Origin of the sequence: Nitrospira sp., assembly GCA_037045225.1 — a bacterium.
Classification (GTDB): domain Bacteria; phylum Nitrospirota; class Nitrospiria; order Nitrospirales; family Nitrospiraceae; genus Nitrospira_A.
The window spans coordinates 1,819,417-1,832,421 of the sequence record JBAOHZ010000009.1 but is presented as its reverse complement, the minus strand read 5'-3'; the positions used below and the strand labels follow the sequence as shown (position 1 = coordinate 1,832,421).

Here is a 13,005-nt window from a genome sequence, read left to right as displayed (position 1 = left end):
CATGGGAATTCAATGGCGTCGTCTTCCGGGAAGGTTCGCAACGACGGTTCTCCTGCTGCTGGCGTGTGCCGCTCCCGGTTTGGCTCAGACCAATGCGGTCTCGCACTCTCCGGCGAAGGTCGTGGAGAAATACTTTGCTCTCGACAACAAAGGAGTACGGCTCGATGCGGATTCGTTCGAGGCGGTGGCAGGCCTCGTGGATTGGAAGGAAGAGCCGGCTTGGGGGAAAGTCATCGTCATCAATGGTTTCACGGTGCCGGACGATTTTCGCCAGTGGGAGATTGTGAGCCGGTTGGAGGTGCTGGTGCCGGTGGAATTTCATGTGCTGGGGGTCATGTACATAGATACGGCCGGGTTTGTGCCTGAACCGGGCATCGAGCAGGTGCGTGTTCGCGTGAAGGTTCAAGGGGCACGGTGGAAGATCATGGATCCCATCCTGCCGCCCCATGTGGGCCAGAAGCGGATGCTGAATGTCGTGCGGCAGGCCATGCTGGAAGAAAAGGACGGAGTGCGTCACGCGTCGTTGGCGGCATTACAGGCCGAGTTGCGAAAGGCAAAAGAATGACGAAGAAGGCTGCGATTGATTTGCTCATTTTCGACCTCGACGGCACCTTGATCGAGTCGAAATGGGATATCGCCGACAGCGTCAATTTGACGTTGCGCGATCTGGGGGTGCCGGAGCGCCCGCAGGAGGAAATTTTCGGATTCGTCGGCGACGGCGTGAAGAAGCTTCTGCGCTTGGCCGTCGGTGAGGGTAAGCAAGAGTTGTACGATGAAGCGCTTCGGGTCTTTCGCGCACATTATCTGGAACATTGCCTGGATCGCACCTCGTTTTATCCGGGGATCGACCGGGTGTTGGAACATTTCTCCGCCAAGCCCAAGGCCGTGGCGACGAATAAGGCGATCGAATACACGAACGTGATTTTGAAGGGCCTCGGCCCGCAACATTTTGTCTATGTGGTCGGCGGCGATAACGGGTTCGGTCTCAAGCCCGAGCCCGGCATGCTGGTGCATGTGATGGAGCAACTCGGCGTCGAGAAGGATCGCACGGTGCTGGTCGGCGACAGTACTAACGATATCAACGGCGGCCACAATGCCGGGATCCGTGTGTGTGCCGTGGGGTATGGCATGGGCAACCGTCAGAAGATGGTCGCCTGTCAGCCCGATTGGTTTATTGAACGACCGGAGGAACTGATGGAGCTTTTCATATGATCAGCATCACAGGGGCGAGCAGAATGGGTGTGCTTATTCTGGTCGGAGTGCTTGCGGCTGCTGTGCCGGGTCAGGCCGGCTCCCCGAGCCTGGCGGACCGGGTCATCGAGCACAAGCTTGCAAACGGCATGACCGTTTTGATGGTGGAGCGGCACCAGGCTCCGATTGTCAGCGTCAACATGACGTTTGGAGTCGGCGGTGTGAATGAGCAGGTCGGCCAGACCGGCCTGGCGCATCTGTACGAACACATGGCGTTCAAGGGCACCCGGACAGTCGGCACGCGAGATTACGAGCGGGAGCAGGCCGTCCTGGACGATTTGGCTAGGGTCGGCACCGAGCTTGACCGGCATGAACGTGAAGAGGCGGCCCGCGCGCAGGCGGAAGGCAAACCGCCGGTTCCGTCCGAAACGGTCCAGCAACTGCAGCGGCGTTTCAAAGAGTTACAGGAGAAGGCCGGCGAGTATGTGGTCGGCAACGAGATGGCGCTGCTCTATCAGCGCCACGGCGGCGTGGGGCTCAATGCGTCGACCGGCAAAGACATCACCCGCTACGTCATCAGTCTGCCGGCCAACCGGTTGCCGCTGTGGGCGGCGCTGGAGTCGGACCGCATGGCGCATCCCGTCCTGCGCGAGTTTTATAAGGAGCGGGGGGTGGTGATGGAGGAGCGGCGGCTCCGGACCGACGACAGTCCGAACGGGCTGCTCTATGAAACGTTCACCTCCACCGCATTCCAGGCGCATCAATATGGCGTGCCGACCATCGGCTGGGGGTCGGACATCCTGTCCCTCACACCGGCGGCGACAGAGGCGTTCTTCAAGACCTATTACGGCCCCAACAACGCGACCGTGGCAATTGTCGGGGACATCAACCCCAAAGAGGTCATTGCGCTGATCGAACAGACCTTCGGAAAAATTCCGGCCGCGCCTCCCATTCCATCCCTGGTGACGGAGGAACCGCCGCAACGCGGTGAGCGGCGTGTCGAAATCGAATTCGATGCGGAGCCTGCATTGGCGATCGGCTACCACAAACCCACGATCGGGCATCCCGACGATTTTGTGTTCGACGTGATCGACGAGGTGCTGACCGAAGGCGTGACCTCGCGGCTCTACAGCACACTCGTGCGTGACAAGCGGCTGGCGGCCTCGGTGATGTCCGATACGAATTATCCCGGTGTCCGCGCCCCGAACCTCTTTGTCATTGCCGCAACCCCACTCGCCCCCCATACCACGGAGGAGGTGGAGTCGGCGATTTACGAGGAGCTCGACCGGTTAAAGACCGAGTCGATTTCGGCCAAGGAGTTCGAGCGGGTCCTCAATGGACTCGATGCAGACCTGGTGCGATCATTACGGTCCAACAGCGGATTGGCCTCGCAGTTGGCGTTTTATCACACCGTGGCCGGGACGTGGCGCTATGTGCTGAGCGCGCGCGACCGGATCGCGGCGGTGACCCCGGCCGATGTACAGCGGGTGGCCGCCCAGTATTTGACGAAGCCGAACCGGACGGTCGGTGTCCTGGTCAAGAAGGCGCAAGACAAGAAAATGGCGGCCGCAGGTGAGGTGGGTCGATGAGGCGCGTTGTGCGTGACGCGTATCTTGTGACGCGTGAAGGGGAGAGAGGAATTCTCATGAGGAAAGCGATGGGACGGATGTCGTGTGTGGCCATGGTGCTCATGCTCCTGTTGCAAGCGACGGTGGGATGGGCGGCGGACCCGACATCGAATGATCCGCGTACGATGCGGTTCCCGACGGTGGAATTTAGCCCGCCGGATGCGGAGCGTGTGGTGTTGGAGAACGGCATGGTGGTCTATCTGCTCGAAGATCACGAACTCCCGTTGGTGACCATCAATGCGACGCTTCGAACCGGTAGCTGGCTGGATCCGGCGGACAAGGTCGGGTTGGCCGGGATGACCGGGGCGGTGATGCGCACCGGCGGCTCCGTCGGCATGTCTCCCGATGAGGTCGATGATGAGCTCGAACAATTGGCGGCTTCGATGTCGATCGGGTTTGCGAAAGAGTCCGGTTCGGCGTCGCTCGATGTGCTCAAGAAAGATCTGAAGCGTGGGCTGCAGATCTTTGCCGATCTGTTGCGTCGGCCGGCGTTCGAGCAGGGCCGTGTGGAGCTGGCGAAACTGCAGGCGCTGGAAGGCATCAGGCGGCGGCAGGACAGTCCCGGATCGATTGTGGGGCGGGAGTTTGCCAAGCTGCTCTATGGCCCGACTCACCCGAGTGCCCGCGAAACCTCCGTTCGTTCGATCGATGCGATTACCCGTGAAGATCTAGTGGCGTTTCATCAACGGACGGTTCATCCCAACGGCATTATTCTCGGCGTGACCGGCGATTTCGAGAAGGCCGATATGTTGGCTCTGTTGCGCGACGCCTTCGGCGATTGGGCCAAGGGCAGTGTGCCGGCCGTCACGATTCCCGCTGTGTCCGAGACCGACTCCAAGACCGGCCTTGTGCGGTTCGTGAACAAAGACACGTCACAAACGCACTTGCGGGTGGGACATCTGACCATCAAGGAGACCGATCCAGATTACGTCGCGGTTGCCATCGCCAACGACATTCTGGGCGGCAGTTCGTTCCGCAGCCGGCTCTTCAACGATGTGCGCACCAAGCGCGGCTTGGCCTATTCTGTCGGCAGCGGCCTCCGGGCCAGCGTGTATGATGAAGGTGTCTGGCTGATGCGTGCCGAAACGAAGTTGTCGTCGACTCAAGAGGTGGTGAATCGTTTCGTGGCAAACATGGAGCGGATGCGCAATGAGCCGGTGACCGACACTGAATTGGAAGAAGCCAAGGAAGCCTATGTGAACTCGTTTGTCTTCTCGTTCACCAGCGCGTCGAGCATTGTGGGACGGCTGATGGATCTTGAATATGACGGGCTGCCGAAAGATTGGCTGCAGCAGATCCGCGACAAGGTGGTGAAGCTGACGAAAGAGGATATCCAACGGGCGGCGAAGGCCCATTTTAATCCTGAGCGGCTGCGGATTCTGGCCGTCGGGTCTGGCGAGGCCCTGTCGAAAGTGCTGGCCAGTTTCGGCGAGGTGAAGGAAATTACGTTGGTACCGGAGAGTTGAGGGAGCGGCAGATCGAGTGGCTCTTTGCTCGCGCAACGCGCGGCATACGAATGCCCTCGTTGGACGCGCCCAGTCAGAGCCACCACAACCTGCCTACTGGAGTGGCGAGGTGTAAGACGGGGTTCGTTCGATGCCTGCTTCGAAGTCTCAGGGGTGGTAGTCGGAAGCGTTGAATCTAGGCCGGAGGTTCTTGTGTCTCTTGAAGACGAACTCAGCGATATTTTGAAGAAGGCTCGCAACGGACAGCAGCGGTCGGTGGCCGATGTCGCGAGTGCGAGTGGCTTGTCGGAAACCGAAGTGACGGAGCTGGAGCGGGGGCAATCGCCACGGAGTCGCGAACAGGTTCGCGCGATTGCGCAGGCGCTTGGACTGATGGCTGAGCCGCTCACCCAGGTGGTGGACGGTTGGACTCCTCAGGCCATGCCTCCATCGGTACCGCATGTGGAGACGGTGTTGGGGTCGGTCGGCGGGTATGAGGTGAAGGGGTATATCGTGCATGATGGCGGCGAAGCCGTCGTCATCGATACCGCCTATAACGCAAACGGGATGTTGGCCGCGCTCGCCAAGCGGAAGCTTCGTTTGCGAGCGATTTGTCTGACGCACGGCCATTCCGATCATGCCGAGGGAATGGAGGCGATCCTCAAGACATACCCGGTGCCGGTCTATCTCGGCCCGGACGATCTCGATCTCCTCAGTTGGTGTCCGTCACAGGAGTTGCTGCATGTGCCGCAGCGGGGCGAGACGCTTTCGGTCGGCGGGCTGACCATCCGGTTCATGCCCACGCCCGGCCATACCCCGGGCGGAGTCTGTTATGTTGTTGAGCAGGCCGGTGTCCCGATCTGTTTTGTGGGTGATACGCTGTTTGCTGGTTCCATCGGCCGCTCCAGTCCAGCCGGGCTCTACGAGACCCATTTGGAATCGGTTCGGAAGCAGGTACTGACGCTGGTTCCTGACACAAGGCTATTCCCAGGTCATGGTCCGGCCACAACGGTGCGTGAAGAGCTACACCACAATCCGTTCTATTCCTAGCAGGGTGTTGAAGCAGTCAGCCAGCAGCGTGCTCGCACCGTTCAGAGGCTCAACGTACGACTCAGAGTACGTCGAGCCACTGAACTCGCTGCGGCCTTGCCGGACGGCCTGTCTGACCATCCTGCAGGCTGTTACTATGGTATCTGTGATATCTCCCGGACTGGATTCTCGAGGTGTGGAACGTATTGTTCACCAATCTGGTAGGCCTGGAGGCCCGGCATGAATCGTGAGGACTCGGAGCCGAGCCGGTCTTCCGACGAACTGATTCCCTCCTCATCCGACGAGGATGAATGGGAGGAGGACGAACGCCGGCAGTTCTCTGTCTGGATGCTGCCTGCGCTCTTGTTCCTGCTCACGGTATTTACCGTCCTCTGGGCCGGAGCCTATCAAACCAACACCAATCCGCTCGTCGGCCCATGGAACTTTCTCGTCGATGATCCGGGCTCGTTATGGCGGGGTGTTCCATTTGCCGCCACTCTGCTGGGTATTCTGGTGACGCATGAACTGGGTCATTATGTGTTGTCGCGTATCCATGGCGTGCCGACCTCGTTGCCGCTTTTCGTGCCGGGGCTGCCACATTTCGTCGGCACGTTCGGCGCCATCATCCGTATGCGGGCGCCGTTGACCGATCGCCGGGCGCTGTTCGATATCGGCGTGGCGGGGCCGATTGCCGGCTTTGTGGTGGCAGTCATCGCGCTGGTGGTGGGCCTTCGGCTCTCGACGGTGGTCCCGATTCAAACCAGTTACGGCATGCATCTCGGCGAGCCGCTCTTGTTGCAGGTTGCGTCGTGGGTTGTGCTCGGCCCGCTCGCTCCCACCGCGGATGTGATACTTCATCCGATTGGGTTTGCCGCTTGGTTCGGTCTCTTCATTACCTCGCTCAACCTACTTCCCATCGGTCAGCTTGACGGGGGACATGTGGCCTACGCGTTATTGGGAGATCGGCAACGTAGCCTAGCGGTCGCCCTCGTCCCGATTCTCATGGTCTTCGGCTGGCTGGGGTGGAAGGGGTGGTTCTTGTGGGTGGGGCTGGCCGGTATGATGGGATTGGCCCATCCACCGGTGCGGAATTCTCATCGTGAACTCGGGCGAACCCGTGTGCTGGTTGGTTGGCTCGCCCTCGTGATTTTTGCGCTGACCTTTTCCTGGGAGCCGTTTATTTTGCGGTAATCGATGCATTGTCAAAAATGTGGTTGGGCACAGGAGGACGGTCGGGTTGAATGTGTTCGTTGCGGGATTGTTTTTGCGAAGCTCGCCAAAGCGCCACGGCCTGGCTCAATTGCTAGGCCGCGTCCACCGGTTCGTGACGCAGCCTGGCTGAGATTCGCCAGGGATTATCTATTCACGACGGAGGAGTCGGTCAATCCGTTCCATTTCGCCGGGCGGGTGTTGGTGTTGTTCGGGCTCGTCCTGTGGGGCTGGCGCTTCATCACCACGCCGCTTGAGACCAACTACACGGGCGAATCGTTTCTGCATCTGGTGAATCTGCCATTCCATGAGGCAGGGCATGTGCTCTTCATGCCCTTCGGACGCTTCATGACCATCCTCGGCGGCAGCCTCGGACAAATTCTCATGCCGCTGGTGTGCCTGGGCACGTTTCTATTTAAGACCCGCGATCCGTTCGGCGGATCGGTGGCTCTGTGGTGGACGGCCGAGAACTTCATGGACGTGGCGCCCTATATCAACGACGCCCGAGCAATGGACCTTCTGCTGCTGGGCGGATTCACCGGCAAGGAAGTCGATGCGCATGATTGGAACAATCTGCTCACCATGCTCGGATGGTTACAGTACGATCATGGTCTAGCGAAACTGTCCTACGGCATTGGGACGGCGTTGATGGTACTCGCGTTGGTCTGGGGCGCAATGCTCCTGCATCGCCAATACCGGCGACTGGATTGGTAGCTGCGGCGCCCATCCTTGAAAAGATCGGACACATCGGGCACACTGCCGGACTATGCTCACCTTGCCTAGGCTCGTTCGAAGTGCAGCCTGCCTGATCGGGCTCTGTGTCGGTTTCACGCCGGGGCTTGTCCAAGCCGAAGAGGGTACGTCACGGTTCGTTCTGGAGCTGGACGGCCAGGCGGTGAAGGATGTGGTGAGCGGGCTGACCTGGGAGCGTGAACCGGATTATATCTTCGATGTGTGGGATCGCTCAGTCGCCCGTTGTGCCACCAAAACAGTCGGTGGCCGACAGGGCTGGCGCGCTCCGAGCATCGACGAAATCAAGACGCTGGTGGATTTGGATCAACAGGATCCCTCGCTTCCGCAGGGGCATCCGTTTCGCAATATTCGGTCCGGCATCTATTGGACGGCAACACCCCATCCCACCGATGACATCGTCGCCTGGCAACAAAGTTTCTTCTCTGGCCAAGCGGTGACCGATCAAAAATCCGGCATGCGCCGTCTCTGGTGCCTGCTGGCAGTCGCACCTAAGTAATCCCGGTAGGCGCTCGCTCGCGACGACATTCCTGCGATAACACGGCATGCAATTTTTGCAGAGCCATCTCCGGAGTGCTCGCTGGGGAAGCGCGGCGGCGATGCAGCCTGGTCCTTCTATAGGGTCAACCGCGTATAGATCCAATACATTGTATGGCCTGGGTAGAAAGGCACAAGAGTTGCTTTGACGAAACGGCAGGGTAATTGCGTCCCTCAACATGCCTGCATCTGGATAGGAACCGGAATCTATGGATCAGACGGATCATCCTTGCGAGCAATGTGCTCGAACCAACGCTCGCCTGATTTTCGATCAGTGGAGCAAGCTGCTCCTGTGCGAAACGTGCCTGGAGCGAATGAGATGGCAGCAGACGTGGTCGCTCCTGAGGGAGGCTGAGACGCCTGTGCGCGCGAGTTCAGTCATTCCTGGGCACGAATGAGAGAGGGCATGCGAATGAAGGAGGCTCCGGCGTTGACGGAGAGGATTTCTCGGTAGGCATGCGACACCACACCGACACACCCGTCTGTGTGGCGCCCGTCCTCTGAGTGCGGATGGTTGTCTCGCCTCGCGACGAATGCATGCGCGTGATTAGGAGGCTCTCATGCCTGGCCCCAATCTACAGCTGAAGCCGGTTCGCAGCACCCTGTGGGCAGAGGTGTCCCGGCTTGCGTTTGTGATCGGCCTCGAACAGCGCATTCTCATGCTCATCGTCTCCTACGCCTTGGCCATTGCTCTCTTCTCGCTGGTCGTTCCTCTGACCGTTCAGGAACTCGTCAATAGCTTCGCCATTTCGATCCAGCCGGTCATGATTGTGACCCTCGCATTGATCATTCTGATCGGGCTGCTCTTCATCGGGTTCTTTCGGGTCTTTCAGACGAGCGCGACGGAAATACTTTTTCAGCGTCTCTATACCCGTATCGCGATCGCCATGACGGAACATCTGCCTCGGGTGCGGGAAGACGTGTTCGTGCCCAGCTACGCGAACTACTTCGGAGAAGCGGAATTATTGCCGCGCGCGGTGGTGGTTGTGCTGGTCGACCTGATCAACGTGGTGATTTCCGGTGCGACCGGGATGCTCATCCTAGTCGTCTATCATCCGAACTTCCTCGTCTACAACGCGTTTCTGATCGGCGGGTTTGGGCTGGTGCAATTCATGTCCGCGCGAGGAGGCGTTCAAGCGACGCAGACGGTCTCGCAACTCCATTACGATCTCATGACCTGGATGCAGGATATCGCGCAAAATCGCCTGCATTTCAAGGCCACCCAGAGCGCGCCCTTGTTGCTCAGTAAAACCGATCGGCTGCTGGATTCGTACTTGTCGGCGAGACGAGCCCGCTCCGGCGTGTTGACCTGGCGTCAGTACGTCAGCACGGTGATCTGGGAGGCGGTGTGTCACAGCAGCATGATCGGCATGGGCGGGTGGCTGCTGTCGGTTGGACAGATCACGCTCGGGCAGTTTGTGGCCGCCGAAGTCATTGTCGGCACACTCCTGCTCAATCTCGATACGGTGACGCGTCGAATGTACGCCGTCACCTATATCCTGACTTCGTTCGACGAGCTGACACGGGTTTTCTCCCTTCCCAAAGACGATGTCACAGAAGAGGCGTCGCTCGCGCGGTTGGCCGATCCCGCGATCCACGGTCTTCGTGTGACGTGTAAAAATGCCGCGTTTGCCTATCCCAACTCCCCACCGGTCATTGAGGGGTTCAATCTAGAGGTGGTGCCCGGAGAAAAGGTGGCGGTCATTTCCTCGACCAGCACGGGGAAATCCACCCTCGCCCTGTTGCTGGCCGGTCTGTCTCGCCCGACCGCCGGGGTGATTCGATTCAACGATGTGGATCTCCGCGAGATGACCATGGAGGAGATCAATGCCGCTCGTGCGCTGGTCCTCGATTCGCATCTGACGTTGTTCGGAGGGACGCTGGAGGAAAATATCTCACTCGGACGGCCGTCGGTCAAATTCGAAGACCTTCGCTGGGCGCTGAGGTTTACGGGATTGGAGGATGATGCCGATAGATGGTCGCGCGGCCTGGAAACCCAGGCTCTGGCAGGAGGAAAGCTCTTCACGAAGAGTCAGATTCTGCGCATCCTCGTCGCCCGTGCGATCGTGACGCGGCCGCAATTGCTCATCTTCGATGGGACGTTACATAACATGGAACCGGATCTGAGGCAGATTCTGCTGCGGCGACTTTGCTCAAAGGAGGAAGCGTGGTCGGTGATCTTCGTCACCAACGATCCTTCCATCGGAGAATATGTCGATCGCCGCGTCATGCTGGGGTGAGTGTCGCCGGGCGTTGAGTCTGTCCCGGCAGCCGCGCGTTCGGCTATACAGCCTCAGTCCTGCGTGGTAGCATGCGACCCTGCTCGAATCTTCCTGTAGGACAGAGGTATGTTTAGGCCAATTCCCGAAGCCGCCTTCCTCCGGAGAGCTCCCTATCGGTTGATCGCAGCCGTCCTGCTGATGTTGGCGTTGGTCGTGGCGGTCATTCTGCTCTTCAGTCTGGAGCAGGAGAAACTGCTCCTGCAGGGCGTCACTCAAGGCAAGACGGTTCCCACGGATTTGTTTCCCGCGCTGTGGCAGTCGCGTCGCGATTTGATGCTGGTCGCCCTCATTGTCTTTCTGGTGAGCGCGATCGGGATCACCGCGGTCATCACGTTTCTGCACTATGACAGCACCATTCGAACCCTGGAAGAAGTGAAAGGGCTGGCGCGCCACATTCTCCAGAGCATTCCGACCGGCGTGCTGACGTTGAATCGTCGGGGCATTATTACGGCCATTAATCCCTCGGCGGAAACGGTCCTGAAGCGTGCGTCGATCGACATGCTGGGCTATTCGTACGAATTGGTGTTTACGGAGGGAAATCCTATTCGCGGGGCGCTCGATGCGGCGTTGCGGTCGCATGTCTACATGAGTCAGCGGGATCTGCCTTATGAACATCGCGATCGTACACCACATACTATCCGCGTCAGCACCGCTGAATTGACCGGTGATGAGGGGCAATCGGCCGGCGTGATCCTTCAGGCGCAGGATGTGACGGAATGGTTGGCTCTTGAACGGAGAGTCCGGGTTGCCGAAAAGCTGGCGGCGTTGCATACCTTGTCTGCCGGGGTGGCGCATGAGTTGCGCAATCCGCTGAGTGCCATCGATTTGAATCTGCATCTCCTTGAAGAAGAATTCACGGAGCAAGGGGGAGCGGCGAAACATGCCGCGCATTATCTTCAGGTGTTGAATGCCGAGTGCCGGCGTCTCTCGGTGATTCTCGACAATTTCATGAAATTTGCGCGGCCCGGTGTCATCGGCCTCCATGCGGTTGATTTGCCTGCCCTGATGGCGCACATCATGGCGCTCATGCAGTTCGAAGCGGAGGAGCGCCGGATCGATCTGGAGCAACACGTGGGCTTGGATATTCCTCCGGTGTTGGGCGACGAGACACAAATCAGCCAGGTATTGGTCAATATCGTCGTCAACGCCTTTCACGCCATGCCCAACGGCGGGAGATGCCGTATCACGGCGGAACCACGCACAGGGGAGGGGAATCGCTGGGTGGTGATTGAAGTGAGTGACACGGGCATCGGTATTGAGCCGGGCGACCTGCCGCGCCTCTTCGAGCCGTTCTATACGACCAAGTCCAGTGGAACCGGGCTCGGCCTCGCCATCGCCTACCGGATCATGCAGGATCATGGCGGGACCATTCAGGTGTCGAGCGTGCCGGGGAGTGGGACTACAGTGGTGCTGCAATTTCCAGTTGCGGTCGATGAACAGCAGCGTGTGGCGGTGACATCGTGACCCCAGGCGCCGACATCCTCGTCGTAGACGATGAGGTCAATATCCGCGGCGCGTTGGTGACGTTGCTTGAAAAGAAAGGTCACCGTGTGCGCGGAGCCGGGACGGGAGAAGAAGCCCTGGAGCAGCTTGAGGCTACCGCCGCGGATCTCGTAATGACCGATCTGAAGATGCCGGGGATGGGCGGCATGGAGTTCCTTCGACGCCTGAAGGGAAAGTGGCCGGATACGGAAGTTGTGGTGATGACGGCCTATGGATCGATCGATACGGCAGTGGAAGCGATGCGCTGCGGCGCATACGATTACCTCACCAAGCCCATCGATCGTGAGCGGTTCCCCTTCGTGGTGGAGAAGGCGCTTGAGCGTCATGCGCTGGCGAGCGAGAACAGGCAGCTTAGGAGCCACCTCGAAACACGCACCCGCTTCGATCAAATGGTGGGTGAGAGCGAGCCGCTGCGGCGCGTGTATGACCTGGTTGAGATGGTGGCCGAGAGCGACGTCACAGTATTGTTGACGGGAGAAAGCGGCACGGGGAAGGAGCTGGTCGCCCGGGCCATCCATCATCGGAGTGCTCGCGCGAATGGACCGTTCATCACGCTGAACTGTGGTGCGTTGCCGGAGAATCTGTTTGAAAGCGAACTGTTCGGCTACGACAAGGGCGCGTTTACCGGGGCGATGACGACGAAGTTGGGGCGATTCGAGCTCGCGCATGAAGGTACGCTGCTGCTGGATGAGGTGGGCGAGCTGTCGCTGAAATCACAGGTGGATTTTCTGCGCGTGTTGGAGACAAAGGAATTCAGGCGCCTGGGTGGAACGAAGGTGATTAGCGTCGATGCTCGGATCATTGCCGCCACGAACCGCAATCTGGAGGAGGCTGTCAAGCAGGGCGATTTTCGCGAGGACCTCTACTATCGACTCAATGTCGTTCCGATCCACCTGCCGCCGTTGCGTGCGCGCTCCGAGGATATCCCGCTGCTCGTGATTCAGTTTTTGACCGCGTTCTCGGCCCAATATCGCCGTGAACCAAAGGAGGTGTCGCGCGATGCGATGCGGTCGCTTCGTCTCTATGCGTGGCCCGGGAATATTCGCCAGCTCCGGAATCTCATGGAGCGGCTAGTGGTGACAGTAAAGGATGCCACCATTCAATCCGAACATCTTCCCGAAGAGATCCAAGCCAGTAAGGAGGATGCCCGTACGATGCTCGTGACGCTGGGGATGTCATTGGAGCAGATCGAACGGGATGTCATTCAACGAACCTTGGCTGAAGTCACGAATCATCGCGAAAAAGCGGCGAAACTTCTTGGCATCAGTCTTCGCGCGTTGCAGTACAAGATCAAAGAATACGGTATCCGCGGCTAAGCCTCGCCTCCGTTCTCTCATGACCGTGCCCCCCTACTCGTCTGCCCGCCGGGATGTTCAGACTCTCGCGGTAGTGGCCTCTCTGTCGGGTGAAGGCGTGGTTGCCGCGTGTACC

Annotated in this window: 11 protein-coding genes; all 11 read left to right on the top strand. The window is 59.3% G+C overall.

All coding sequences use genetic code 11. The annotated features are described in order from the left end of the window. Window position 1: 1 nt before the first annotated feature. The 11 genes from V9G17_09355 to V9G17_09305 all read left to right on the top strand — a co-directional run bounded on the left by V9G17_09355 (window position 2) and on the right by V9G17_09305 (window position 12,890). Entirely contained in the window at window positions 2–565 is a 564-nt protein-coding gene (locus tag V9G17_09355; protein ID MEI2752798.1) for a hypothetical protein, read from the top strand. Continuing rightward, window positions 562–1,212, top strand: a complete 651-nt coding sequence (locus V9G17_09350; protein ID MEI2752797.1) for an HAD-IA family hydrolase — start codon at window positions 562–564, stop codon at window positions 1,210–1,212. The genes V9G17_09355 and V9G17_09350 overlap by 4 nt, the downstream gene beginning before the upstream one ends. Further along, entirely contained in the window at window positions 1,209–2,780 is a 1,572-nt protein-coding gene (locus V9G17_09345) for a pitrilysin family protein (GenBank protein ID MEI2752796.1), read from the top strand. Before V9G17_09350 ends, V9G17_09345 begins: the two co-directional genes overlap by 4 nt. A 56-nt stretch (window positions 2,781–2,836) precedes the next feature. Then, window positions 2,837–4,285, top strand: a complete 1,449-nt coding sequence (locus V9G17_09340; protein ID MEI2752795.1) for a pitrilysin family protein — start codon at window positions 2,837–2,839, stop codon at window positions 4,283–4,285. Window positions 4,286–4,477: 192 nt separating this feature from the next. After that, the gene (locus tag V9G17_09335; protein MEI2752794.1) at window positions 4,478–5,314 is read left to right on the top strand and encodes an MBL fold metallo-hydrolase; all 837 of its coding nucleotides are present in this window, start codon (window positions 4,478–4,480) and stop codon (window positions 5,312–5,314) included. A 219-nt stretch (window positions 5,315–5,533) separates the two neighbouring features. Beyond that, window positions 5,534–6,484, top strand: a complete 951-nt coding sequence (locus V9G17_09330; GenBank protein MEI2752793.1) for a site-2 protease family protein — start codon at window positions 5,534–5,536, stop codon at window positions 6,482–6,484. A gap of 3 nt (window positions 6,485–6,487) precedes the next feature. Then, complete coding sequence (locus V9G17_09325) at window positions 6,488–7,216, top strand: hypothetical protein (protein ID MEI2752792.1); 729 nt, start codon at window positions 6,488–6,490, stop codon at window positions 7,214–7,216. A gap of 61 nt (window positions 7,217–7,277) precedes the next feature. Then, entirely contained in the window at window positions 7,278–7,751 is a 474-nt protein-coding gene (locus tag V9G17_09320; GenBank protein MEI2752791.1) for a DUF1566 domain-containing protein, read from the top strand. A 598-nt stretch (window positions 7,752–8,349) separates the two neighbouring features. Continuing rightward, the gene (locus tag V9G17_09315) at window positions 8,350–10,029 is read left to right on the top strand and encodes an ABC transporter ATP-binding protein (GenBank protein MEI2752790.1); all 1,680 of its coding nucleotides are present in this window, start codon (window positions 8,350–8,352) and stop codon (window positions 10,027–10,029) included. A gap of 108 nt (window positions 10,030–10,137) precedes the next feature. Next, complete coding sequence (locus V9G17_09310; GenBank protein MEI2752789.1) at window positions 10,138–11,535, top strand: ATP-binding protein; 1,398 nt, start codon at window positions 10,138–10,140, stop codon at window positions 11,533–11,535. After that, window positions 11,532–12,890 (top strand): sigma-54 dependent transcriptional regulator, encoded by a 1,359-nt coding sequence (locus tag V9G17_09305; GenBank protein MEI2752788.1) that lies wholly within the window; start codon window positions 11,532–11,534, stop codon window positions 12,888–12,890. Before V9G17_09310 ends, V9G17_09305 begins: the two co-directional genes overlap by 4 nt. Window positions 12,891–13,005 lie beyond the last annotated feature (115 nt).

Excerpts from the sequence above, each read along its gene's own strand:
- V9G17_09355 (MEI2752798.1), top strand. The coding sequence starts at position 2 with ATGGGAATTCAATGGCGTCGTCTTCCGGGAAGGTTCGCAACGACGGTT.
- V9G17_09315 (MEI2752790.1), top strand. The coding sequence starts at position 8,350 with ATGCCTGGCCCCAATCTACAGCTGAAGCCGGTTCGCAGCACCCTGTGG.
- V9G17_09350 (MEI2752797.1), top strand. The coding sequence starts at position 562 with ATGACGAAGAAGGCTGCGATTGATTTGCTCATTTTCGACCTCGACGGC.
- V9G17_09345 (MEI2752796.1), top strand. The coding sequence starts at position 1,209 with ATGATCAGCATCACAGGGGCGAGCAGAATGGGTGTGCTTATTCTGGTC.
- V9G17_09330 (MEI2752793.1), top strand. The coding sequence starts at position 5,534 with ATGAATCGTGAGGACTCGGAGCCGAGCCGGTCTTCCGACGAACTGATT.
- V9G17_09325 (MEI2752792.1), top strand. The coding sequence starts at position 6,488 with ATGCATTGTCAAAAATGTGGTTGGGCACAGGAGGACGGTCGGGTTGAA.
- V9G17_09340 (MEI2752795.1), top strand. The coding sequence starts at position 2,837 with ATGAGGAAAGCGATGGGACGGATGTCGTGTGTGGCCATGGTGCTCATG.
- V9G17_09310 (MEI2752789.1), top strand. The coding sequence starts at position 10,138 with ATGTTTAGGCCAATTCCCGAAGCCGCCTTCCTCCGGAGAGCTCCCTAT.